The organism is Aeromonas sp. WP2-W18-CRE-05 (assembly GCF_014168615.1).
In the GTDB taxonomy this organism is placed as follows: domain Bacteria; phylum Pseudomonadota; class Gammaproteobacteria; order Enterobacterales; family Aeromonadaceae; genus Aeromonas; species Aeromonas caviae.
Genome location: NZ_AP021917.1, coordinates 1,679,123 through 1,702,357 on the forward strand (window position 1 = coordinate 1,679,123; position 23,235 = coordinate 1,702,357).

Annotated in this window: 19 protein-coding genes and 1 pseudogene; 18 read left to right on the top strand and 2 right to left on the bottom strand. The window is 51.1% G+C overall.

The features are described 5' to 3' along the window. Positions 1-14: 14 nt before the first annotated feature. A complete protein-coding gene (gene rfbA, locus H7R73_RS08080; RefSeq protein WP_182951615.1) occupies positions 15-845 on the top strand; it encodes a glucose-1-phosphate thymidylyltransferase RfbA in 831 nt (276 codons plus the stop codon). Here rfbA (H7R73_RS08080) and H7R73_RS08085 read toward each other — a convergent pair. Beyond that, entirely contained in the window at positions 813-2,087 is a 1,275-nt protein-coding gene (locus tag H7R73_RS08085; RefSeq protein ID WP_011191341.1) for an IS4-like element ISApu2 family transposase, read from the bottom strand. The genes rfbA (H7R73_RS08080) and H7R73_RS08085 overlap by 33 nt on opposite strands. A 103-nt stretch (positions 2,088-2,190) precedes the next feature. On the opposite strand from H7R73_RS08085, the pseudogene H7R73_RS24145 reads away from it, so the two are divergent. From H7R73_RS24145 to H7R73_RS08120, 8 genes and pseudogenes are all read left to right on the top strand, one after another. After that, positions 2,191-2,292 (top strand): annotated as a pseudogene (locus H7R73_RS24145) (glucose-1-phosphate thymidylyltransferase RfbA); the annotation flags it as partial. Positions 2,293-2,352: 60 nt separating this feature from the next. Beyond that, the gene (rfbC, locus tag H7R73_RS08090; RefSeq protein ID WP_182951616.1) at positions 2,353-2,904 is read left to right on the top strand and encodes a dTDP-4-dehydrorhamnose 3,5-epimerase; all 552 of its coding nucleotides are present in this window, start codon (positions 2,353-2,355) and stop codon (positions 2,902-2,904) included. A gap of 13 nt (positions 2,905-2,917) precedes the next feature. Beyond that, on the top strand, positions 2,918-4,018 hold the full coding sequence (locus H7R73_RS08095; protein ID WP_182951617.1) for a glycosyltransferase family 4 protein: 1,101 nt from the start codon (positions 2,918-2,920) through the stop codon (positions 4,016-4,018). Continuing rightward, positions 4,008-5,255, top strand: coding sequence for a hypothetical protein (locus tag H7R73_RS08100; protein WP_182951618.1), 1,248 nt, complete (start codon positions 4,008-4,010; stop codon positions 5,253-5,255). The genes H7R73_RS08095 and H7R73_RS08100 overlap by 11 nt, the downstream gene beginning before the upstream one ends. A 6-nt stretch (positions 5,256-5,261) precedes the next feature. Beyond that, positions 5,262-6,167, top strand: a complete 906-nt coding sequence (locus H7R73_RS08105) for a glycosyltransferase (RefSeq protein ID WP_182951619.1) — start codon at positions 5,262-5,264, stop codon at positions 6,165-6,167. Between the two features lie 158 nt (positions 6,168-6,325). Beyond that, entirely contained in the window at positions 6,326-7,447 is a 1,122-nt protein-coding gene (gene wecB / locus H7R73_RS08110) for a non-hydrolyzing UDP-N-acetylglucosamine 2-epimerase (RefSeq protein WP_182951620.1), read from the top strand. Between the two features lie 31 nt (positions 7,448-7,478). Next, complete coding sequence (locus tag H7R73_RS08115) at positions 7,479-8,546, top strand: EpsG family protein (protein ID WP_182951621.1); 1,068 nt, start codon at positions 7,479-7,481, stop codon at positions 8,544-8,546. A gap of 9 nt (positions 8,547-8,555) precedes the next feature. Beyond that, positions 8,556-9,653: a glycosyltransferase gene (locus H7R73_RS08120; protein WP_182951622.1), complete on the top strand. Its 1,098-nt coding sequence runs from the start codon at positions 8,556-8,558 to the stop codon at positions 9,651-9,653. On the opposite strand, the gene H7R73_RS08125 is transcribed toward H7R73_RS08120, so the two are convergent. Continuing rightward, positions 9,654-10,604 carry an IS1595-like element ISKpn3 family transposase gene (locus tag H7R73_RS08125; RefSeq protein WP_005342491.1) on the bottom strand — a complete coding sequence of 317 codons (951 nt, stop codon included), beginning with the start codon at positions 10,602-10,604 and terminating at the stop codon, positions 9,654-9,656. It lies immediately after the preceding gene. A gap of 233 nt (positions 10,605-10,837) precedes the next feature. Here H7R73_RS08125 and H7R73_RS08130 point away from each other — a divergent pair, with 233 nt between their 5' ends. From H7R73_RS08130 to H7R73_RS08170, 9 genes are all read left to right on the top strand, one after another. Next, complete coding sequence (locus H7R73_RS08130; protein ID WP_197971178.1) at positions 10,838-11,572, top strand: glycosyltransferase family 2 protein; 735 nt, start codon at positions 10,838-10,840, stop codon at positions 11,570-11,572. Between the two features lie 231 nt (positions 11,573-11,803). Next, entirely contained in the window at positions 11,804-12,901 is a 1,098-nt protein-coding gene (locus tag H7R73_RS08135; protein WP_232092754.1) for a sugar transferase, read from the top strand. Positions 12,902-12,906: 5 nt separating this feature from the next. Then, positions 12,907-13,797, top strand: coding sequence for a dTDP-4-dehydrorhamnose reductase (rfbD, locus tag H7R73_RS08140; RefSeq protein ID WP_182951624.1), 891 nt, complete (start codon positions 12,907-12,909; stop codon positions 13,795-13,797). Between the two features lie 47 nt (positions 13,798-13,844). Next, the gene (gene rfbA, locus H7R73_RS08145) at positions 13,845-14,750 is read left to right on the top strand and encodes a glucose-1-phosphate thymidylyltransferase RfbA (RefSeq protein WP_182951625.1); all 906 of its coding nucleotides are present in this window, start codon (positions 13,845-13,847) and stop codon (positions 14,748-14,750) included. Between the two features lie 54 nt (positions 14,751-14,804). Beyond that, positions 14,805-15,359, top strand: coding sequence for a dTDP-4-dehydrorhamnose 3,5-epimerase (gene rfbC, locus H7R73_RS08150; RefSeq protein WP_042017517.1), 555 nt, complete (start codon positions 14,805-14,807; stop codon positions 15,357-15,359). Next, entirely contained in the window at positions 15,356-16,444 is a 1,089-nt protein-coding gene (locus H7R73_RS08155; RefSeq protein ID WP_225315730.1) for an LPS O-antigen chain length determinant protein WzzB, read from the top strand. The genes rfbC (H7R73_RS08150) and H7R73_RS08155 overlap by 4 nt, the downstream gene beginning before the upstream one ends. Before the next feature lie 148 nt (positions 16,445-16,592). Continuing rightward, positions 16,593-18,242 carry a PglL family O-oligosaccharyltransferase gene (locus H7R73_RS08160; RefSeq protein WP_232092778.1) on the top strand — a complete coding sequence of 550 codons (1,650 nt, stop codon included), beginning with the start codon at positions 16,593-16,595 and terminating at the stop codon, positions 18,240-18,242. A 264-nt stretch (positions 18,243-18,506) separates the two neighbouring features. Then, positions 18,507-19,160 carry a YceH family protein gene (locus H7R73_RS08165; protein ID WP_039040218.1) on the top strand — a complete coding sequence of 218 codons (654 nt, stop codon included), beginning with the start codon at positions 18,507-18,509 and terminating at the stop codon, positions 19,158-19,160. Between the two features lie 218 nt (positions 19,161-19,378). Further along, positions 19,379-23,215 (top strand): DEAD/DEAH box helicase, encoded by a 3,837-nt coding sequence (locus tag H7R73_RS08170; protein WP_182951626.1) that lies wholly within the window; start codon positions 19,379-19,381, stop codon positions 23,213-23,215. The last annotated feature ends 20 nt before the right edge of the window (positions 23,216-23,235 follow it).

A 23,235-nucleotide genomic window follows, 5' to 3' on the forward strand; every position in this document is an offset into this window, starting at 1 on the left:
AAGAAACAAGCATCATGATTAAACGCAAAGGCATTATTCTGGCTGGTGGCTCCGGTACCCGTCTCTATCCGGTCACCATGGCGGTGAGCAAGCAGCTGCTGCCTATCTATGACAAGCCGATGATCTATTACCCACTCAGCACCCTGATGCTGGCGGGTATTCGCGATATTTTGATCATCAGTACCCCGCAAGATACCCCCCGTTTTGAACAATTGCTGGGTGACGGCAGTCAGTGGGGCCTTAACTTGCAATACAAGGTGCAGCCAAGCCCGGACGGGTTGGCACAAGCCTTTATTCTGGGTGAAGAGTTTATCGAGTCAGACCCCTGTGCGTTGGTGCTGGGGGACAACATCTTCTACGGCCACGACCTGCAGAAACAGCTGGAGGCGGCAGCGGCCAAAGAGAGCGGCGCTACCGTCTTTGCCTACCATGTGCATGACCCCGAGCGTTATGGTGTGGTGGAATTTGATAAAGAGGGTACCGCTATCTCTCTGGAAGAGAAGCCGTTGGAGCCCAAGAGCAACTATGCGGTGACCGGCCTCTATTTCTATGACAACAGCGTGGTGGAGATCGCCAAGAGCCTGAAGCCGTCGCCCCGTGGTGAGCTGGAGATCACCGATGTGAACCGTATCTACCTAGAGCAAGGCAATCTGTCGGTGGCGATGATGGGCCGTGGTTATGCCTGGCTTGATACTGGCACCCATGAAAGCATGATTGAAGCGAGCAACTTTATTCGGACCATCGAGACCCGTCAGGGACTGAAAGTGGCTTGCCCGGAAGAGATCGCCTATCGCCAGAACATGTACAGAACCTTAAGCGGCAAGCGAATTAATAATACCGTCTAACGTGTTGTTTTGCTTGGATTTTCTCTGCCTACTCTTTTTGCCGTTTTTGGATAAATACACCATTGCCCACTCCAACTTCTCTGTTATTTCCTGCCACGCACCATGGATGATGCTCGCCAATATCGGCATTAACCAAAGCGCGCTGTTTTTGGCAATCTTCAGCATCGATAACTCCGCGCTGCCAATCAGCGTCAGCGCCAGCCGACGTTTGACCAGCAAGGCCAGCAAACTAGCCCAGATCAAGCCTTCCGCTATCGCTTTTTGTCGTGTCGCGAACGCCTTCAACCGGTTATGTGATTTCAGCTCTTTGAACAACAGTTCGATCTGCCAACGGCAACGATACAATGCCATCACCTTCTCGGCTGGCCATCGCTCACGCGGAAGATTGGTCATCCATATACAGAACCGTTTTTCCTCTGCAAACCAACGTCTTATGAGTCGATATTTATACTTTCCCGAACTCACATCCAGATCCAGAACCTCGGCTCTGCAGCTTCTCCGATCGATATCCTTGAGCTTTTTTCCGAGTAACTTGGGCATTTCCCTGCCGTCCTGTCGGTAAGCTGCCTGTACTTTGGGATTGAGATTTTGACTCCCTCTGACCAGATAGCTTCCTTTGGCTTTGGTCACATCAGCAAAGTACTCGCGGCTGATGTAACCGGCATCCGCCAATAACAGTTTGTTATTTAACGAATTTGCGGCCGGAAGATGCTTGCGCTCCGATTCGGTATCCGCCGTGATACTCATCGATATCGGCGACTGGTCCAGCAAGGACATGGTCATATGACACTCTACCGCAGCGGGGCTGTGCTTATTGAATCGGCCCGGGAAATGTTCTGCCAATTGCGGATGTAACGCGAATGACGACCCGTCCTGCAGCAGTACCTGCTCAAAGCCTGCCAGTCCGTGGGCGTCCGGTAGACACTCCTTGAGGCGTAAGGCGATGGCTCGTTCAACCAGTGCGCGCATGAACAAGGGAAAACCCTGCTTGCGTAACTGGTTGTGAAAGGGTTTATACGCTATTTGGTCAGTATCATGGAGCTGCAACGCATTGAAATGGCGATGCAAACCAGCAATACCATCCACCTTGTCGCAACCAAGCCCTGAGAGCAGAGCCGGGAGTAGTCTCGCAGGCTGGATATCCCGGAGTCGCTGACAAAAACCGGTAAATTTACCGATCCGGTTGAGTTCAGAAGAGCTAAGAAGTTGCTTGAGGTACTGGGTTGCATTGATAATAGTCATGGCTTCGGGCGTGTCGGTTTTTTTTTGCGATTAAATCAGATCACAAACGAAGCCTTTTTTCTATCTATTTCAATTGGTTGTAGCTAAAGATCCTGTACATGATCGCCAGAAGTTCATTAATGCCGAACAGGTTCGTGAACTTGCTGCACCGTTGGCAAAGAATGCGTATGGCCAATATTTGTTAAGAATGGTTGCCAAAGCCTGATGTGATATGGGGGAGGGAATATGCTCCCCCATAAAGATTGAACTAAATGTGGATAGACAGATGAATGTAATCAAGACAGCAATCCCAGATGTGCTTGTTTTTGAGCCAAAAGTATTTGGTGATGAGCGTGGATTTTTCTTTGAGAGTTTCAACCACAGGCTGTTTGAAGAGGCGGTAGGATATCCTGTTACCTTTGTACAGGACAATCACTCAAAGTCATCGAAAGGCGTGCTACGTGGATTGCACTACCAGTTGCCACCCCATGCTCAAGGGAAACTCGTGCGATGTGCTGTGGGTGAAGTATTTGATGTGGCCGTAGATATTCGCAAAGGTTCACCAACTTTCGGTCAGTGGGTTGGAGTGCATTTGTCAGGCGAAAATAAACGACAGTTATGGATCCCGGAAGGATTTGCCCATGGTTTTGTTACTTTGAGTGAAACGGCAGAATTTCTATACAAGACGACAAGCTATTACGTCCCTGAAAGTGAGGCCTGTATAAAATGGGATGATGCAGATGTCGCCATTGAATGGCCATTTGAATTCCGGCCACAGCTATCTAATAAGGATTCTCATCTATCAATATCGTTTAATGATGCACTGTATTTTATCTAAAACAGAGGATGAAATGAGTACTTTTGCCACAATTTTTACACGTTTCTCCAGTGTACACTTGACAAAAGATGTAGGTATGATTCCTATGGAGGTGAGCCAATGCTCTGGATTTGATAAGTCACTGCTTATATACAAAGATAAAGGAGAGAATTTTTATAATCCATATGAGGATAATATAATATTAAGCCCTATAAGTGCCTCTAGTGTTTTATCATATTATATGAAGCTTTTCTTTTTTGTATTAATACGAAAGGTCACTCATATCAACATCTATCATATGAATAAAGAAACATTTATTTTTATATTGATGTTCAAAGTTTTATCACGCAAAAAAGTCTATCTGAAATTGGATTTTGACAATCGTGGGCTTGCTAAATTTATTACAGATACAAAAAATAATAAAATAAAGTGGGTGATTAAAAGAACTATGTTATCATTGGTTGATTTAGCATCTATAGAAACCAATGGTGGCTATACAGACTTAATGAAAATATGGCCTAACAAAAAGCTGCGAGTTGTGCCAAATGCAGTATCACCATTAACTGTTTCTCGCTCTATATCCCCTGTTAAATATAATGAAAGAGATAAGGTAATCATTATTGTTGGTAGAATTGGTGCATTTCAGAAAAACCATGAGATGGTTGTTGATGCACTTCTCCAGATACGTATAAATAATGGATGGAAAATTAAATTTGTTGGTCCTATATCGGAAGAGTTTAAAAGTAAAATTTATGAAATAAAAAAGCACCCTGATGCAGATTCGATAGAGTTTCTTGGAGATCAGAATCGAGAAGCTGTTTTCAACCTTTATTCAAAAAGTCGATTTTTCCTTATGACTTCTCGCTATGAAGGATTTTCCTTAGCGATGACCGAAGCTGCATATTTTGGTAATGTGATAATATCAACACCAGTGAACGCAGTTGAAGAGTTAACATCTAACAAGCAGTATGGTATCGTCATACCCCATAACGACGCCAATGCGCTAAGTCGTTGTTTAGAAAACATCATGGCAGATGACTCAATATATGAACAGCAATATGAATCTCGCTTGAGTTATGTTAGGAACAGTTTCAATCTTAGATTGAAAGTTGAAGAAATATTGCATGAAATTTAAATTAAGCGCACCTTTTAATTATTCATTGGCATATACTGTCCTTAATGCAGTATTTCCTATATTGACTATTCCTATAGTATTACGAATTTTTTCAAGTCACCAATATGGTGAGTACGTTTTTATAAACGTGGTTTATCAGATTTTTAATGTGTTATTTGTGTTATCTGTACAGCCTCTTTTTATCCGCGAATTTATAAGGAAAATCGAGTCAGGTATTAGTAAAAAGGTATGTTTATCACAAAACCTACAGCTGCAATTATATTTATCTTTATCATGTACATTTTTTTATGTAGTTATAATACTGTTATTTATGCATGTAAGTGCAACTAATATGACCTTGTCAGGCATATTTATGTTGCCTGTTTTATTTTCTTTTATGAATTTTGAATGGTATTTTTATGCCACCCAAAAATATAAAGAGATTTTTTACAGGACTCTTTTTGTTAGAGCTTTAGTTCTCATAGCCATCATTTTTTTCATAAATGAAGAAAAGAGTTTTATTGCGTATGTATCTATCATGTCTGCTTCTTATTTATTGACCAATCTTATCGGATTTATATATGTCTCACCGTATATTAGTATTTCTGCTATGTGGGAAAATAAAATAAATTATTTGGGTTTTTTAATTAAAGCGAAAAATTTTATTGCCAACTCATCTATCGGAGTGTGTTATCAATACGTAGATCAATTATTGGTTGGTCTTTTCCTTGCGAAAGGTGAGTTAGCAGCCCTTAGCATCTTAAAGCAACTCTTGAATGCCTCCATAATGCTGCCGTCAATGGTGTGTCGATTGTGGATGCCGATAGCAGTATCAAAGAGCAGTAGCGTAGATGGTTTATCGTATATAAAAAACAATGCAAAACGTTATGCAATATTGATTACATTTATTTTTGTCGGTTTGATAATTGTTGGTGTTCCTGCATTAAAATTCATCGCAACAAATAAATATAATTTTTCAATGATTGATGTCATCTTCTGTGCGTTGTGTATGCTGGCTACAGCTTCCGCAATATTTATTGATACACAAATAAGTATTCCTAATAATCTTGAAAAAGTCACAACATTCAGTAATTCAATCGTTTTGATTTCTTTTTCAATATCGATTGTACCATTAACGTTCACTTTTGGTTATCTTGGGCCAATTGCATCGCTCATGCTGTCGGAGTTATTTGGCGTTCTCAGTATGAGTTGTATGCATATTTTTAAATATAAAACACATATTCATAGATATAAATAAAGTGCCATGAAAATTAAATACTCTATAATAGTTGTAAACTATGAATGCTCACCTTATATATTAAAAATGATCGCATCATTAGATAGATATATTGATGGGCGAAGTGATTATGAAGTTATCATTGTTGATAATTCATCACAATATTCAGATTTTATTGATGTCATTGACAATTTAACAGTGAAATATATTAAATCTGAAGGTAATGTGGGATTTGGTGCGGCCTGCAATATCGGTGTCAATAATGCACTCGGTGATATACTACTGTTTGTTAATCCAGATATCGTTTTTTTGAAAAATATACTATCTACATTGGATCGCCATCTTGATTATTTGAATGATGGAAATGTACTCGGGTTTAATTTTGTCGATGAATTCGGTGATCCAACTCATACCCATGGTAGTTTTCCTTCGTTGAAAGGTGAATTATTAGAGTTGTTTTTTGTACATAAATTTTTACCCAAATATTTTAATGATTACGCAACAGCCAAAATTAAAATTCCATCTAAAAATGGATCGTCATTGGAGGTTGATTATGTGTGCGGAGGACTTTTTGCTACATCTAGAGCCATTTATGAAGAAATGAATGGTTTTGATGAGGCATTCTTCTTATATTTTGAAGAAACGGAATTACTGTGGCGATTTAAAGAAAAAGGGAAAAAGATAAAACTTTTATTGGAGTCTTTTGCTGTACATATAGGTAGTGTTACTACATCGAATAATTCAGATTTCAAAATTATAAATATTGAAGTCGGTCGGGCTATATTTTATAAATTAACACAAGAAAATAAAATAATTATTTTCATTTTTTTCTTTGTTAGAATGGCTAGATTAATATCGCTTTCGATCGTCAAAAAAAATATCACATATATAAAAGTAATAAAGAAAATATATGATGTTTTGCTTGATGGTTAAGGCTCTGTATTTTAACTTAGAAGATTATTTTGTAAGATGGGTTAGAGCATAGTGCTTGAAGTTGCGTCCATCACATCTAGTCCAGAGAAATTTAAATATCCATATTATTATATAAAATTCAAATCTATATTATTGATCATTGATGATCAGGGGGGAGAATGAAAGTATTGGTTGTATTTGGTACCCGTCCAGAGGCGATTAAGATGGCACCTTTAGTTCACGCATTAGCTGCAGATAATTGCTTTGAATCAAGGGTATGTGTAACTGCTCAACATCGTGAAATGTTGGATCAGGTGTTATCATTATTTGAAATCATCCCTGATTATGACTTGAATTTGATGAAAGTAGGGCAAACTTTAAATGATATTACTGCTAGGATATTATTGGGGATAAAACCAATATTGCAGGAGTTTAAGCCGGATGTAGTGTTAGTGCACGGTGATACAGCGACCACTTTTGCGGCAAGTTTAGCTGCATATTATGAGCAAGTTGCTGTTGGCCACGTTGAAGCAGGGTTACGTACCGGGAATATTTATTCTCCTTGGCCGGAAGAGGCTAACCGTAAATTAACAGGTACATTAGCAGCGTACCACTTTGCCCCGACAGAAATATCAAGGAGCAATTTATTAAGAGAAGGCTATGATGCCAATAAAATTTTTGTAACGGGCAATACTGTTATTGATGCGTTATTGATGGTGAAAGAGAAAATTGAAAAAGATAAACAATTAAAAACAAACCTTGCCGCACAATTCCCATTTCTGAATGATAATAATAAATTTATCCTTGTTACTGGGCATCGTCGAGAAAGTTTTGGTGGTGGCTTTGAGCGGATCTGCAAAGCGCTTGCTATTACCGCTAAAGCAAATCCCTGTGTGAAAATTATTTATCCAATGCATTTAAACCCCAATGTGCGCGAACCTGTTAGCCGTATTCTAGGTGAGATCGACAACATCATTTTGATTGAGCCACAGGAATACTTGCCATTTATCTATCTAATGATGCGTGCTCATATCATTTTGACAGACTCTGGTGGTATTCAAGAAGAGGCCCCGTCCTTAGGTAAGCCTGTTTTAGTTATGCGTGATACTACGGAGCGACCTGAAGCTGTGTCTGCAGGAACAGTTAAATTAGTCGGTACCAATGTAGATAAAATATTCACATGTTTAGATGAATTACTCAACAATGAAGAGGCCTATCATACGATGAGTCATGCACACAATCCGTATGGTGATGGCGATAGTGTAACCTTAATTTTAAATGCTCTAAAAGCAGGCCAATGATTAACGCAGCGTTTACTATGGCATTTATTAAATGATTTATTATTTGATACTCCCATTTTTTTTCTTGTCCATGTCTGTCTTTGACAAATCGAAGGCAGAAAAACCTATTTTAATATTTCTTACTTTGGTATTGATTTTTTTTGTAGGCCTTCGTGAAGGAGGGACTGGTACAGGTGACTATTATGAGTATATTAGATTATACGAGAAAATAAAAACATTCGATGATATATTTGATACTAGCATACATGCTGAAATAGGCTTTAGATATTTATCATACATTGGTAATGAGTTCAACTTTGATGGCCAATTTATAATATTCGTAATGGCGGTTTTATCGATTATTCCTGTCGCGTTTACTATATATAAATACTCCTGCTATCGAGTATTATCATTGTTAATCTGGTATCCTTTTGTTCTAACGATGAACATGCAGGCATCCCGAAGTTCTGTGGCAGCTGCATTTGGTTTGGTTTTCATTATCTCTTTTTTAAATAAAAGCTATCTTAAATCTGTTATTTTTTTTGCCTTATCAATAAGTTTTCATACATCAGCGATTAGCTTATTGGCTATTTTTATTACAAGAATTAGCCTTGAAAAATTGCTTCTTGCGATTTTCATTATTTTATTGTCTTGTGTCTTTCTAAATCCATTAGCATTGCTTGCTGATCTTTTTAATATGATGGGGTTAGGCATAGTATCTAATAAAATACTAAATTACATGTCATCGATTGAGTATGGATATCCAATGAGGATGTATGATCCTCGAATTATATTAAATGTTTTTATTTGTTTTTTGATTTGGCATGTTAAGGGTAAAATCAATGACCCTTTGTATATTAATTTATGCAAAGCTTTCTGTGCCGGTATGTTTTTTATGATAATTTTCGCAAGTATAACAGTCATATCCTTGCGTGTTAGTTATTTATACTTAATAACAGGGGTAATAGTAATACCTGTCATATGTCAGATTTATAATCAGAGATTTTATCTCCAAATTAACTTTAAAAGAGCTGTGTCACTTTTTTTATCCTGTGCTTATATTACATACATATCTGCGTTAGCATACATGGCAGAGCCATATGAATTTTATTTGAAATAGGTTTATCATATGCTGAAGTGTTTATTTATTGATACTGGATATCCCATTAATACCAGAACGGAAAAATTTAAAAAAACGATATCTAAATGTTTTAACACACATGTAATAGCCTGGAACAGGAACTCCAATAACAATATCAACACGGATGACAACTATCATATACTGGAGTCTGATATTGGATATGGACATAAACTGAAAAAATTGTGGCTTTTGCCAAAGTTTATTTTCCACGTTTACAATGTAGTAAAAAAAGAAAACCCTGATTATTTGTTTTTAAGTCATTGGGATTCTCTTCTTTGTTTTGTTTTGGCCAATTTATTCCTTAAGTCAAAATCTAAAATCATCTATGATTGTTTAGATTTGCCAACATCACGTAATAAATCAATTTTAAAAGCATTGTTTTATATTGAAAGTATTTGTTTAAAAAAAGTCGATCTTGTTATTTTAGCTTCAAGATATTACGCTAAGTTATACAATCATGATAATATTATGGTTTTTGAAAACTATCCATCTCGTGAAATAATAGATTCTTTACCTGATACCCCGGTATGGTTGAATTCATTGCAAGAGAAAAAATCTAAAGGCATAAAGTTCATCTCATGGATTGGCGTTGTAAGATATAGAGATGTTCTTACTAATATGGTCGATGCAATGAGAACCGTAGATGCTGAGCTTCTAATATTTGGAGATGGCCCCGAGTTGTCTTTCTTAAAGTATTATATAAAAGAGAAACAACTGGAAAGAAAAGTTTTATTTTTTGGAAGATATTCACAAGTAGACTTGCCATTTATTTATAAAGTATCAAACTTAGTTTGGGCCGCCTACCCAACGCTAGATTTTAATGCAGTATATGCTATTTCAAATAAATTTTTTGAAAGTTCTCTTTTCTCCAGACCTCCTATAATTTCAAGAAAAACAATGATGGCAGAGGAACTATATAAAATAAATGGAAGTACTGTTTTAGTTAATGAATTTGATGTTGCAGATATTGTCAATGAAATAAACAATGCATTGTCATCAAAAGAAACAACATTCAATAAGTATACACCAGATGTTTTTTGGGAAGAAAAGCAGGAAGAGTTACTTCATAGAATAAATACTACCTGATTACCCATGACCCTCAGCCAGCTTCAAGAGCCGATATGGCATCGGAGGGCTTGCCACGACTGCATGCCCCAATTCAACCAACATGCTCTTGAGGTCAAAACGATGATTAAACCGGAAGCAGTATTCCGCAAGATGCCTTGGTAAATGCTTCGCTCCGAGCGTATGGCAACTGCCCCGCAGCGAGTTTTTCACATTTCCTATCATCGTGTTTACCCAGTTGAATGCCGGATGATCCAGCCAGTCCAGGTTGCCCCCGGTGACAACACCCAGGTGCTCACAATTGGCCTCCTTGACCGCTTTGAAACAGGCCAATCCATCGGATATCACCGCGCTACCACTGGCAATATGCCGTTTTGCCCAATCAGCAACGGACTTGGTTTTGAAACCATCGACCACCGTCATCCGCATCTTGATTGGATGTCCTTCCTTGTTCAGGGCCACTGCTGCCACAAACGGCGTCTTGCCTGCCGCGCCCCGACCCCGTTTGCCACCACGGCGCTCGCCACCCCAGTAGACATCATCGAGCTGAATGATGCCGCTGATGGGCTGCTTGTCATCGGACTCTTTCATGGCTTGCAGCAGCTTGTGCTTGAGCATCCAGGCGGTGTCATATTTGACGCCCAACTGGCGCTTTAGCTCCATCGCTGACAAGCCTGTTTTGGTTTGTGACAACAGGTGCATTGCCAGAAACCACTTGGTCAGTGGGAGCTTGGTGTTTGCGAAAATCGTGTTTCCAGTCAATGACATCTGGTGACGGCAGTGATTGCATTGCCACACACGTGGCCGCCTTCTCAGGCGACAACAGGTCTTGTTGGCACATTCAGGGCAGACAAAGCCGTTAGGAAAACGCCAAGTGAACAGCGCGTTTTCGCACTGAGCCTCAGTGCCATAGTCCTTGAGAAACTCAAACAGGCTGTAGCCTTTCTGGAATTGGATTTTGCTTTTGGCCATGATCTCGCACCTCGATAACTGTACGTAAGATCAGTATAGTTCGTGGTAACTGACTGCTAATCATGGGTAATCAGGTTAATTTTTGAAATGAAATTTAAACTTCATTATAAGTATTATCATAAAACATATGAAATATTGGCTGGTTATTCGGTTGCATCAGCAAAAAGTGCTACTCGTTGAGGTTATTATGAAAAAGTCGATGGATAAGGTTACTATAAATGCCATGTGAAATAGTGTCTATCATCATGCCTGCATATAATGCGGCAAGACATATAATGCATAGTGTTGAATCTGTATTGTCCCAATCATTTGGCGATTGGCGCCTCTATATTGTTGATGATGCATCAACAGATGACACAGCGAATGTTGTGGCAGATATCCACGATGATAGAATCGAATATATCCTGCTCAAGGATAATGGTGGTGTAGCCAATGCCCGCAATGTCGGCATTCAATCCGCCAAGGGCAAGTATATTGCGTTTCTGGATAGTGATGATCTCTGGGAATCAAACAAACTGGAAAAACAGATATCTTTGCTGGAGCAAGGGTATGCTGTGGTGTGTGGCAATTACTCTACTTTTCTCTCTGATGACATTGATCGCCCCGTGGCAGTGCGAACCAGTCCGATGGAATTCAGCTACAAGGATATGCTGAACAGCAACCGGATCGGAAATCTGACGGGAATATATAACCGCGAACTGCTTGGCACATTTTACCAAGAGCGCTGTGGGCATGAAGATTACTTGATGTGGCTTGCAATAATGAAGGTTGCAAAAAAAGCTGCCTGCGTTCAAGACATCGTTGCTCGTTATAGATTGAGTTCCAACTCATTATCTGCAAATAAATTGACCGCAGCAAAATGGCAGTGGCATATCTATCGACACAAGTTGTTGTTAAGTTTGCCAGATAGTTTGTATCATTGGCTCAGCTATATCGTCATCGCGTTGAAAAAACGAATTCGCGAGTAGAATTAGAAAGTTATGTATGTATTTATTTGACCTTTATTTCGATCTCTGGGGGTAACTTTGTCCTTTCAACGCCGTCACTCACGCTGGTATGAACGTGTGTTATTCAGCTCTCCTGCCTTGTTCATCTTCGGGGCCTTGCTTGCGGTTTGCCTGCCTGCCATTGAGCGATGGGGCCTGGCATTTTGGCATCACCTCGATGCCGTCCGGATCAATACCCTAAGCGGTGCCTTTGTGGCGTTTCTGCTGACCGGGATTGTGCTGCATCGCTTCCTGCGCTATCCGGGCGCGAGTCCCGTGGCCTATATGATCCCCACGGTGACCACCCTCTATGGTGCCCTGGTCGGCATTCTCTTCTTCCTGCGGCTGCCTTACAGCCGCCAGGTATTGTTCGAGTCGTATCTGGTTGCCTTGCTTTGCTGCTGGCTCGCCTACTTCATCGGCCGCCGTTACCGGACCCCCAAATACGCCTTGCTACCCTTTGGGGACTATCAGGCCCTGACCCGGCACGAGTGTGTGCAGTGGCGTCTGCTGGACAAACCCGATCTCGGGGCCGTGCGTTATGACGCCGTGGTGGCAGATCTTCGGGATGAGAAGCTGGCGGGTGAGTGGGAGCGTTTCCTGGCGCGCTGCGCCCTGTCGCACATTCCCGTCTATCACATCAAGCAGATCAGCGAGACCCTGACCGGGCGCGTGAAGATCGATCATCTGCACGAGAACCAGCTTGGTTCCCTCTTGCCGTCCCCCGTCTATGCCTTCATCAAACGTGGAATGGACATTCTGGCCGCGTTGATCGCGATCCCGCTGTTCTCCCCCCTGATGCTGGTGACGGCGATCCTCATCAAGCTGGAGAGTCCGGGCCCCGTGATGTTCCTGCAAAACCGGGTAGGGAAGGGGAACAAGGATTTTCGCATCTACAAGTTCCGCAGCATGTGCAAGGATTCGGAAAAAGCCGGCGCCCAGTTTGCCCAGGACGGCGACATGCGCGTCACCCGGGTGGGCAAGGTGATCCGCAAGCTGCGCATCGACGAGCTGCCGCAGTTCTTCAACGTCCTTAAAGGGGACATGAGCCTGATTGGGCCAAGACCGGAGCAGCGCACGTTCGTCGATCAGTTCGAACGGGAGATCCCGTTCTACATGTACCGTCACATCGTGCGGCCCGGGATCAGTGGCTGGGCGCAGGTGGTCCACGGTTATGCCGCCGATGCCGATGATACCCGCATCAAGATCGAGCACGATTTTTACTACATCAAGCACTTCTCCCTCTGGCTGGATGTGCTCATCGTGTTCAAGACCATCCGCACCATCCTGACCGGTTTTGGCGCGCGGTAATCCCGATGCGGATCTTGTTGCTGGGGGCTCGTGGCCAGTTGGGACGAGCCCTTTTTTCTGCCCTTTGCCGGGATTATCCCCATTGGCAGGTGACGGCCCTTGGCAGGGATGCGTGTGATATCACCGACCCCGGTGCGCTGATCTGCGCCCTGAACCGCCATCAGCCTGATGTCATCCTCAACGGTGCGGCCTTTACGGCAGTCGATCTCGCACAGAGCCAGCCCGAGCTGGCAGAGCGTATCAATCATCTGGCCGTCGCACTGCTTGCCCGGGAAGCCGGTGCCAGGGGGGCGCTGCTGGTGCATTTTTCCACCGACTATGTGTTCGATGGCTCCGGCAGCGCTCCCTGGCGCGAGGTGGATGTGCCTGCCCCGCTCAATGTCTACGGTGCCAGCAAGCTGGCCGGAGAGCAGGCCATTCAGGAGCTATGTCCCCATCATCTGATCGTGCGCACCAGCTGGGTTTATGGTGGGGAAGAGGCACACTTCGCCCGAGCCATCTTGCGCCGTGCCAACGAGGGCAAGCCCCTTGAGGTGGTGGCGGATCAGTGGGGAGCGCCGACCCAGGTGGACTGGCTGGCAACGTCCGTTCTCCTGGCGCTGACACAGGTCGTGAAGGTGCCAGACAAGGGCGGCCTCTATCATCTCTGCCCCGCAGGCGAGACGAGCTGGCATGGCTTTGCATCGGCCCTGGTTGAGGAAGGCTGTCGGCTTGGTCTGCTGGCGCAGCCTGTTCCGATAAAACCCATTCCATCTGCAAACTGGCCCCAGGCAGCCCGTCGGCCATTCAACTCCAGGCTCGATTGTCGACGGTTTGCCACTGTGTTCGGGATCCAGATCCCGGCCTGGGAAGAGCTGATGAGCCGCTGGCTTGCCAGTCAGTGTGAAGGTGAATGATGTGACGTGTGTCTTGATGGCTCTCTGTTCTCCTCTGGAGGTGTTCCATGCACCAGCGTAAAGGCATCATCCTGGCCGGGGGATCCGCCACCCGTCTCTATCCGGCGACGCTGGCCATCAGCAAGCAACTGCTGCCGGTCTATGACAAGCCCATGATCTATTACCCCCTCTCAACCCTGATGCAGGCGGGGATCCGTGAGATTCTCATCATCAGCACGCCGCTGGATCTGTCCCGCTTCGAGCTGCTGCTGGGGGATGGCAGCCAGTGGGGGATGCAATTTTGCTACGCGGTGCAGGAAGAGCCTGCCGGGCAGGCCCAGGCGCTGCTCATTGCGAAGCCCTTTCTGGCCGGCAGCCCCTGCTGCCTCATTCTGGGGGACAACATCTTCTATGGCACCGAGCTGCCCCGCCAGTTGCAGCGCGCGAGCGCCAAGACGCAAGGCGCCACTCTGTTTGCCTATCATGTACAGGATCCAGAACGTTACGGTGTGCTGGGGTTCGACGGCGAGGGGCGGGTCGAGTCGATCGTCGAGAAGCCGGCATCTCCTGCCAGTCAATATGCGGTGACGGGCATCTATTTCTACGATGCCACGGCAAGCGAGATTGCTCGGGGCCTGCGCCCTTCGTCACGGGGAGAGCTCGAGATCACCGATGTCAATCTCCATTATCTGGCACAGCAAAGTCTGGAGGTCTGTTTCATGGGGCGTGGTGCTGCCTGGCTGGATACCGGGACCCATGACAGCCTGCAGGAGGCGAGCAGCTTCATCCAGACCCTGGAGAAACGCCAGGGGCTCAAGGTGGCCGCTCCGGAGGAGATCGCCTGGCGCCAGGGCTGGATCTCTGACGAGGCGCTGGCGTCACTGGCACAGCCACTGGCAAAAAGCGGGTATGGCGCCTATCTGTTGCGTCTGTTGCAAGAGCCCTTTGGCAAAATGCACCCCGATTGGGATTGATAAGGCACTCCATTGAGTGATATATCCTTGCCCATTATTCCAAAGAAAACACCTATGCACTTTATTTCATTGAAGATTCCGGATGTTATCCAGATCCGCCACCAGCGTCATCCAGATGAGCGGGGCGACTTCATGGAGCTGTTTCGCCACGATCTCTTCACCCGCAGGTGCGGTGATTTTTGCTTCGTTCAGGACAATCTGAGTCGTTCCCGACAAGGGACACTACGGGGGCTGCATTATCAGCGCCAACGGCCCCAGGGCAAGCTGATACAGGTGCTGGCAGGCACCATCTTCGACGTGGCCGTCGACGTGCGCGCCGGGAGCCCGACCCTGGGCCAGTGGGTGGGGGTGTCGCTCTCGGCCGAGGAGGGAACCTCCCTCTGGATCCCGCCAGGTTTTGCCCACGGCTTTTATGTTCAGAGCGAATGGGCCCAGGTGCTCTACAAATGCACCGATTATTACGCTCCCGAGCTGGAAGCCTCCCTTCACTGGTCGGATCCGACACTGGCTATTGAGTGGCCCCTCATGGACAATGTGCCATTACGCTTGTCAGAGAAAGACCGTCACGCCCCTCTCTGGCAATCACCTCATCTTCAGAGCCCGATATGAACAAACAAGTATTCGATAATTCAGACAGTCAGCTGCCCCAGGGTTGGCAAGCCTCTTCCGGTGATGAAATCGATCTGCGTGAGCTGATCCTGGTCCTGTGGCGCCAGAAAATACTGATCCTGCTGGTCGCAGGCGTCTTTGCCGCAGCAGGTATCGCCTATGCCCTGCTGGCCCCCCAGGTCTGGGTCAGCCAGGCCGAGATCAGGTCGCCCACCCTCAAGGAGGTGGAGTCCCTCGAGCTCAACATCAATCAGCTGATCAATGCCCAGGTACCGGTGGCGGCTTTTACTGCCTTTGACAAGAAGGCGCTCTATGGCGACTTCGTCAACAACTTCAACAGCTTCAACAACAAGCGCCAGTTCCTGCAAGAAAGGGGTTACCTGGATGCCGAGGCCGCGCAGGCCGACGTCACAGACCCCAAAGGCAAGCGGCTGCTGCTCAAGAAGATGGCCGAGGGGATCAGCGCCAAGGCACCGGACAAATTGCGTGAAGATGTGACACTCTCCTTTGCCGCGGCCACGGCGGGGGAGGCCAAATCCCGGCTGGAGCAGTACATCGCCTTTATCCAGCATCAGGAGTCGGCGGCCAAGGGCAAGGAGCTGTATACCATCTGGCAGAACCGCATCAAGACGCTGCAGACCCAGTTCGAGAGTGCCAAGGCCGATACCCTCAAGCAGTTGCAAGACGATATTCTGCGTACCGAATATGGTCTGCGTATTACACAGGCGGCCGGGCTGGAGGCGCCGGTGCAGAATCTGCAGGAGCAGGGGAGCCTTCCCATCGATCTGGGGGCGCGCGCCCTCTCCGAGAAGCTCAAGATCCTCAAGGAGATCAAGAACCCCGAGTTCCTCAACCCGGCGCTGAGCGACCTGCGCCTGCAATTGGGCAGTCTTGAGGCCCTCAAGCTTGAGGCACAGCCCTTCCAGTCGTTCGCCTATCTGGCTTCGCCGAGTGAGCCCCTGAGCCGCGAGCAGCCCAAGCGCCCTCTGGTCGTGGTGCTGGCTACCCTGCTCGGCGGCATGCTGGGGGTGGGCATCGTGCTGGTGCGCCATGCATTTCGCCGACCGGAATCGGCACAAGGATGATTGAAGTGAACAAGGGGGGCTCTGCCCCCCTTCATGTATGGCGTGTCGGAAGAAAACGAGCATGAGCATGACACAACAGGGAGCAGTGACGGTGACGTCGACGACAGGGATATTGGGGGTTGTCAGCCTCCTTTACTGGTTGCTTGGCATGCATTTTTTCATGCACAACCCGGGCGGGGCAGGGCTCTATCTGCCGTTCAATGCCTGGGGCTGGATCTTCGCCAGCCTGGTGATGGCGCTGGGGCTGTGGCATGTGACCCTCAGCCAGCGGCTGGTGGTCTCGCCGCTGCTGACGGCCCAGTGGCTGGGGGGCCTCTTGTTGTTGCTGCCCATGGCCTACCCGGGAGCCGAGCTCAAGGACTATGCCATTCCCCGGCTGCTGGGGCTGTTTGCCGGCCTGCTGTTTCTGGCAAGCCTCTATCAGTGGCGATTCGGCCGCGAGGGGCGAGACAGGCTGCTCTATCTGCTGCTGGGGGCCGTTGCCATCGAGGCGCTGCTCGGCCTGGTGCAGTATTACCTGCTGGTGCCGGGCAACTGGATTGGGTACGACACCCAGACCAACCGCCCCTATGGCATCTTCCAGCAACCCAACGTGATGGCGAGCTTCATGGCGACCGGCCTGTCACTGGCCATCTGGCTGGAGCTGCGCGGTGATGCCAACCCCTGGCTCAAGGGGCTGCGCTATGGGGTGATCCTGGCCACTTCCCTGCTGCTGGTGGTCCTGCAATCGCGGGTCGGGCAACTGGGCGGCGTGATGGCTCTCTTGCTGCTGTCTGCCCAGCTGGGTCGTGAGCGGCGGCTGGGCAGGATGCTCGCGCTGGTGGCCCTGGGCATTCTGCTCGGGCTGGCCTCGCAATACCTGATGGCCGGAGCCAGACGAGGGCTGGAGATCTACCAGTCCGGCGGCATGCGCTCCATCTACTGGCCCTACGCCGCCAAGCTGATTGCCCAGATGCCCTGGACCGGTTGGGGCTATGGCAGCTTCGAGTCGGTGTTTCTCCATCACTACATGGCCGACAAGGCGCTGAACCCGGCCATGGTGCAGATCGAGTACAACCTGGATCACCCCCACAACGAGTTTCTCTACTGGGCGGTGGAAGGGGGTCTGGCCCCCATGCTGGGCATGGTGCTGATGGGCGGGGCCCTGCTGTGGCGTCTGAGCCGGGCGGGCTGGGTCAAGGGCGCCGCCTTGCTCGCGCTGGTGACCCCCATCTTGCTGCACACCCAGACCGAGTACCCCTTTTACCACGCCATCGCCCTGTGGTGGGCGCTGCTGCTGCTCCTGTATGCGATGGATGCGGAGGTGGAGGAGCAAGACCACGGCAACTGGCGCGACCATCTGTGCCGCCCCTGGTTGCTGCTGCGCTTCATGGCCATCGCCATTCCCCTGATCGTCATCCCCTTCATGTTGACCGCCATGCATACCGCCTGGGTGGTGACCAAGTATGAGCGGGGCGGTTACAAGCAGCCTGCGCTCCTGCTCGACATCGTCAACCCCATGGCCTGGCTGACCCGGGTGGAGTTCGACGTGAACGCGGTGCGCCTCATGGTCGGTCTGCAGGCCAATAACAAGGCGGAGCTTGAAGCCTACCTCGACTGGGGACAGGCCTTCGTGCGCCATACCCCGAGGGCCAACATCTACGCCAACATGGTGATCGCCCTCAATGCCCTGGGGCGCACGGCGGAGGCCGACAACCTGCGGGCAAGCGCCCTGATGCTCTATCCGGGTGAGCCTTTGCTCACCGTGTCGGCCGCAAGAAAGGTGGCCGCGACCCTGGAGCGCAAGCCCTCTTCATGAGGGCCGTCTCAACCCGTTTAACCATCACGGCCGCCTTTGCGGCCGTGATGGTTTTTGTGCCCGCCTCGTTGAAGGGGGAGGGGGCTGGTTGCCAAAGAGGTTCCCGGCCATCCCTTCACCTCGCCTGCGCACCGCGGCCGTTTTGCTGTACAAGGTTGCAGCAAGGGTTTCATCGGCTCGCAAAAATGGGGTTATCTGCTGGACGGCGCAAGCGTCTTGGCTAAGATAACCGTCTTAACGTCTTGTTTGGCAAGGGAGTATGACATGGAGATAGTACTAGGCCCATTAGAGGCCCGCGTGATCGGCTGCCTGATTGAGAAAGAGATCTGCACGCCGGATCAGTACCCTCTCTCGCTCAATGCACTGGTCAATGCCTGCAACCAGAAGAGCAACCGGGAACCCGTGCTGGAGCTCGCCGAGCTGGATATTCGCGCCGTGATCGACGAGCTGATCCGCCGCCGTCTGGTGGTCAATACCGCCGGTTTCAACGCCAGGGTGCCCCGCTATCAGCATCGTTTCTGCAATACCGAGTTCGGCGAGCTGAAGTTCTCGGCCCAGGAACTCGGCATTATCTGCGAACTCTTGCTGCGTGGCCCGCAGACCCCGGGTGAGCTGCGTTCGCGCACCAACCGGCTGTGCAGCTTTGACGATGTGACCGAGGTGGATGCGGTGCTGGCCACTCTCATCGAGCGGGGGCCCTATGTGGTCAAGCTGCCCCGTGAGCCGGGCAAGCGGGAATCCCGCTACGCGCACCTGTTCAGTGGCGAGGTGGATCTGCAGGCGCTGGCCGACGCGGCGCCCGCTGGCAACCTTGTGTCACCGGCGGCAGACAGACTGGCGGCGCTCGAAGAAGAGGTCGAGCACCTCAAGGGGCAGTTGCAGGGGCTGGAAGCCCGTCTGGCCCGGCTGGAAGGCTGAGCCAACAATCTGTTTCCAGAAGGCGCTGCGGCGCCTTTTTTGATGACCGCGCCCCTCCTGCGGCCCGTTGCCCGGTGGCAGGGGCGAGTGCCCTGTCAGCCTTGTCGCTCGCGTACCCATCAAAGGCGCCAGCTTTTTTGCACTATTTCGCGCTTAAGGGTCGAGCCGCCGCCGCTTTCCCGTTAAAATTCCGCCTTTGCACTTGCCCGTGAGTTCTGATGTCAGCCTTCACCCTCTCTTCAGATTGCCATGCCCTGCTGTGCGAGCTGCAATTGCAGCGCGCCGCCAGCACTCGTTACCTGCAAGACACCCTCTATGCCCCGGGCGCACCCGGGCGTGCGCTGCTCGACACCCTTGATCAGTTGCAGCAGTGGGGGCTTGTCCGTCAACGAACGGAGCAGCAGTGGAGTCTGACGGCAGAGGGAACCCTGACCCTGATCCTGGCGGTGCGTGCGGGGGAGTGCCCCATGCCGCAGTGGTCCCGCATCCCCTCGGTCACGGGCCTGGAGCGGGCACAGGAGGTGGTGCGCGAGCTCTGTCTGGGAGACGCGGGGCAGATCCCGGCCTATTACCAGAGTGCCGAACTCCTGAGCCTGCTGGATCTTCCCGATGCTCCCCGCCTGCTGGCAGGCTCCAGCCCCGCCTGGCAGGCCCTGCTGCTCGAGCACTTCGCCCTGCAGGCCCTGCTTGACGCTGAGCCTGACGAGGGCTGGCCGCTGGCAACGCTGGTTGTCTCCTGCTCCCCGGCGCTCTCTGGCCAGATCCAGGCTCGCGCCCGCGAATGGGAGTGGCTCTGCGGTTCCTTTGGGGGCGAGGTAACCACTCACTGGCCTGCACTGCAACAACTGGCGCAGCAGGGGGATGAGCAGCCCCTGGCCGAGCGGCTGCTGGGGGCGCTTGGCCAGTGGCAGGGGCAAGAGGCGTCGCCCTGGCCCCGGATGTTCAGTGCCCTGCTCTGGCTCGGCTGGTTGCAACAGGCAGATCCGGTGCAGGGGAGCGAGCAGCGCAAGAAGTGGCAGCGCAGTCTGGGCCATCACTCCCCCCTGCTGGCCGATCTGCTGGGGCAGTGGGCCGGAGATCGCCACGGCCAGGCGGTCGGCCTGTTCGATACCCTGCAACTGCCGCTGGAGGAGCTCCACTGGGGTTACCTCTGGCTCGATCTCTGCGCCCTGGCGCGCCACGGCGAGCAGAGCCCCCAGGTGACCATCTTGCACAAGTGGGACCTCTCCCACGTGCTGGACGCCGAGCCCCGGCATCGCCTGATGGCCTTCTGCCAGGATCTGCTGCGACTCCTGCTTGGCCGGGAGGCCGCCCATTGGCCCCTGCGCGCGTTGCGTCCTGCTCAAGGGGAGGAAGAGGATGCCACCGAGGAGGAAGGCAAGGCCCCCGCCTCGGCAAGCTGGCTCAACTGGCTGCAGGGGTTGGGACGCTCGAGCGGGGTGCGCAAGCCCCAGGAGCGGCTGGTCTGGCTGCTCCACGCGGAGGGGCCTGAGCTTGAGTGCAAGATCCAGAAGCAGAGCACCAAGGGGGAATGGACCGCCGGGCGAAGGGTCGATCCGGCCCTGCTTTCCACCCAGTACGCCAGCCTGCTGGACGAAGCTGACTGGGCACTGGTGCGCACCCTGCCGCGCAACATGGGCAAGCTGCCCCGGGATGCCTGGGTGCCCCTGGCAAACCATCCTCGCCTCTTCAATGCCAAGGGACAGAAGCTGCAACTGGCCGTCAGCGCCCCCCTGCTGCAACTGGTACAGAGCGGGGAGGGCATGAGCGCCAGACTACATCCTGCTCCCGCCGCCCGCGGTGCGCACATCGTCCCCCTGGCTCAGGATTTGTGGCAGCTTATTCTGACACCGCAGGCGCTGCTGGACAGATTACCGGCCCTGGAGGCCATTCCGGCATTGCCGCCGGCCGGGCTCGAGGAGCTGCAACGCACGCTGGATGCCATTCCCGATCTCCCCTGGCACAGCCAGGTGGCGGGGCTCAGAGGCAATGCCGAGCTGGCCCCCTGGCCCGGCGATCCCTCCGTCCTGCTCGACTGGCAGGAGGGGCAGCTCGTGGTCCAGTTGGTGACCCGGGAGGGGGACCTGCCTCCCTTGCCTCTGGGCAAGGGGGAGGCCATCGTGCGCCAGGGTATCCGGGAGTATCACTACTGGCAGCGGGATCTGGCTGCCGAGAAGGACGATGCCCAGCGCCTTCGCAACCAGTTGCCCATCGGCCTGCCCGGCAACGAGTGGAAGCTGGACGGGGAGCAGGCGCTCACCCTGGTCAACGCCCTGCCGGAGCTGGTGGACGCCGGTGTGGTGGTGCACTGGCACCAGGACAGCGCCCGCCTCAAGAGCCTCGATGAAGCGGCCCTGAGCCTGCGCATCGAGCGGCGTCAGGACTGGTTCCAGGTGGAGGGGGCGCTCTCGTTGGACGAGCACCAGATCCTCGATCTTCGCCTCATCCTGCGCCAGCTGACACCGGGCCAGCGCACGGTGCAGCTCGACGAGAAGACCAGCCTGATGCTGAGCGACAAGCTGGTGGAACGCCTCACCGTGCTCGGCGCCATGCTGGACAACGAGCAGCGCATCAACAACAAGCTGGCCTATCCGCTGGCCCGCCTGCTCTCCGTCATCACCACCGAGGGGGATGCCGCCTGGCAGAATCTCCAGCAGGAGTGGCAGCAGGAGGTGAGCTGTCCCCCCGAGCTGCTGACGGCGCTGCGGGACTATCAGAAGGAGGGGGTACGCTGGATGGCGACCCTGGCCCATCACGGCTTTGGCGCCTGTCTGGCCGATGACATGGGCCTGGGCAAGACCTTGCAGGCCCTCATAGTGCTGCGCATGCGTCAGCACCTGGGCCCGGCGCTGGTGGTGGTGCCCAAGTCAGTGGTCACCAACTGGCAGGAGGAGGTGGCCCGCTTTGCCCCCGAGCTCGAGGTGGTGGTGTTCGACCATCCCGCCGAGCGGGAGACCCTGATCCAGGGGGCCAGGGCCGGACAGATCGTCCTGGTCAACTACGGCATGCTCGGCAGTCTCTCCCAGGCGCTCAAGTCCCGCCGCTGGTCGAGCATGGTGCTGGACGAGGCACAGCAGATCAAAAATGCCGGTACCCAGCGCGCCAAGCTGCTGTTCCAGCTCGACGGGGATTTTCGCCTCGCCCTCTCCGGCACCCCCATCGAGAACCATCTGGGGGAGCTGTGGAGCCTGTTCAGCTTCATCAACCCCGGCCTGCTCGGGAGCCTCGGGGAGTTCAAGCGCCGCTTTGGCAAGGCGGTCAAGGATCCCCAGCACATGGCGATGCTGCGGGCGGTGATCAGCCCCTTCATCCTGCGCCGCCTGAAGCAACAGGTGCTGACGGAGCTGCCGGACAAGACCGAGATCATCCATCACATCAGCCTCTCCCCCGAGGAGCGTCAGCTCTACGAGGCGACCCGGCGCGAGGTGGTGCAGCAGGTGCAAAGTGCCGATGGCCGTGCCCTGATGCATGTGCTGAGCGGCCTGACCCGGCTGCGCCGACTCTGCTGCTCCCCCCAGCTGGTGATGCCGGAGTGGTCCCAGACCAGCAGCAAGCTGGACGAGGCGATGGCGCTGCTGGACGAAGCCATCGATGGTGGCCACCGGGTGCTGGTGTTCAGCCAGTTTGTCGATCTGCTGAGCCTGCTGCGCAGCCGTATCGAGCAGCGGCAGTGGGACTACTGCTATCTGGATGGGGGCTGCTCGGCCAAGTCCCGTCAGGAGTCCATCCTGCGTTTTCGCCATGAAACGGTGCCGCTCTTCCTCATCAGCCTCAAGGCGGGGGGCACGGGCCTCAACCTGACCCAGGCCGACACCGTGCTGCACCTCGATCCCTGGTGGAACCCGGCGGTGGAGGATCAGGCGAGCGATCGGGCGCACCGCATGGGCCAGACCCAGCCGGTGACCGTCTATCGCCTGGTGTGCGAGCAGACGGTGGAGGAGAAGATAGTGGCGCTGCACGACGAGAAGCGAGCACTGGCCGACGGCCTCCTGAGCGGCCAGTCCGAGGTGAAGGGGCTGGATGTGGAGAGCCTGCGGGCACTGCTGATGAGCTGACGGCGATGGGCTGTCGCCCG

Coding starts and splice junctions, on each gene's coding strand:
- rfbC (WP_042017517.1), top strand. CDS start 14,805: ATGCACTTTATTTCATTGAAGATTCCGGATGTTATCCAGATCCGCCAC.
- H7R73_RS08155 (WP_225315730.1), top strand. CDS start 15,356: ATGAACAAACAAGTATTCGATAATTCAGACAGTCAGCTGCCCCAGGGT.
- H7R73_RS08095 (WP_182951617.1), top strand. CDS start 2,918: ATGAGTACTTTTGCCACAATTTTTACACGTTTCTCCAGTGTACACTTG.
- H7R73_RS08105 (WP_182951619.1), top strand. CDS start 5,262: ATGAAAATTAAATACTCTATAATAGTTGTAAACTATGAATGCTCACCT.
- H7R73_RS08120 (WP_182951622.1), top strand. CDS start 8,556: ATGCTGAAGTGTTTATTTATTGATACTGGATATCCCATTAATACCAGA.
- H7R73_RS08100 (WP_182951618.1), top strand. CDS start 4,008: ATGAAATTTAAATTAAGCGCACCTTTTAATTATTCATTGGCATATACT.
- rfbD (WP_182951624.1), top strand. CDS start 12,907: ATGCGGATCTTGTTGCTGGGGGCTCGTGGCCAGTTGGGACGAGCCCTT.
- H7R73_RS08125 (WP_005342491.1), bottom strand. CDS start 10,604: ATGGCCAAAAGCAAAATCCAATTCCAGAAAGGCTACAGCCTGTTTGAG.
- rfbA (WP_182951615.1), top strand. CDS start 15: ATGATTAAACGCAAAGGCATTATTCTGGCTGGTGGCTCCGGTACCCGT.
- H7R73_RS08160 (WP_232092778.1), top strand. CDS start 16,593: ATGCATTTTTTCATGCACAACCCGGGCGGGGCAGGGCTCTATCTGCCG.
- rfbA (WP_182951625.1), top strand. CDS start 13,845: ATGCACCAGCGTAAAGGCATCATCCTGGCCGGGGGATCCGCCACCCGT.
- H7R73_RS08165 (WP_039040218.1), top strand. CDS start 18,507: ATGGAGATAGTACTAGGCCCATTAGAGGCCCGCGTGATCGGCTGCCTG.
- H7R73_RS08085 (WP_011191341.1), bottom strand. CDS start 2,087: ATGACTATTATCAATGCAACCCAGTACCTCAAGCAACTTCTTAGCTCT.
- wecB (WP_182951620.1), top strand. CDS start 6,326: ATGAAAGTATTGGTTGTATTTGGTACCCGTCCAGAGGCGATTAAGATG.
- rfbC (WP_182951616.1), top strand. CDS start 2,353: ATGAATGTAATCAAGACAGCAATCCCAGATGTGCTTGTTTTTGAGCCA.
- H7R73_RS08115 (WP_182951621.1), top strand. CDS start 7,479: ATGATTTATTATTTGATACTCCCATTTTTTTTCTTGTCCATGTCTGTC.
- H7R73_RS08170 (WP_182951626.1), top strand. CDS start 19,379: ATGTCAGCCTTCACCCTCTCTTCAGATTGCCATGCCCTGCTGTGCGAG.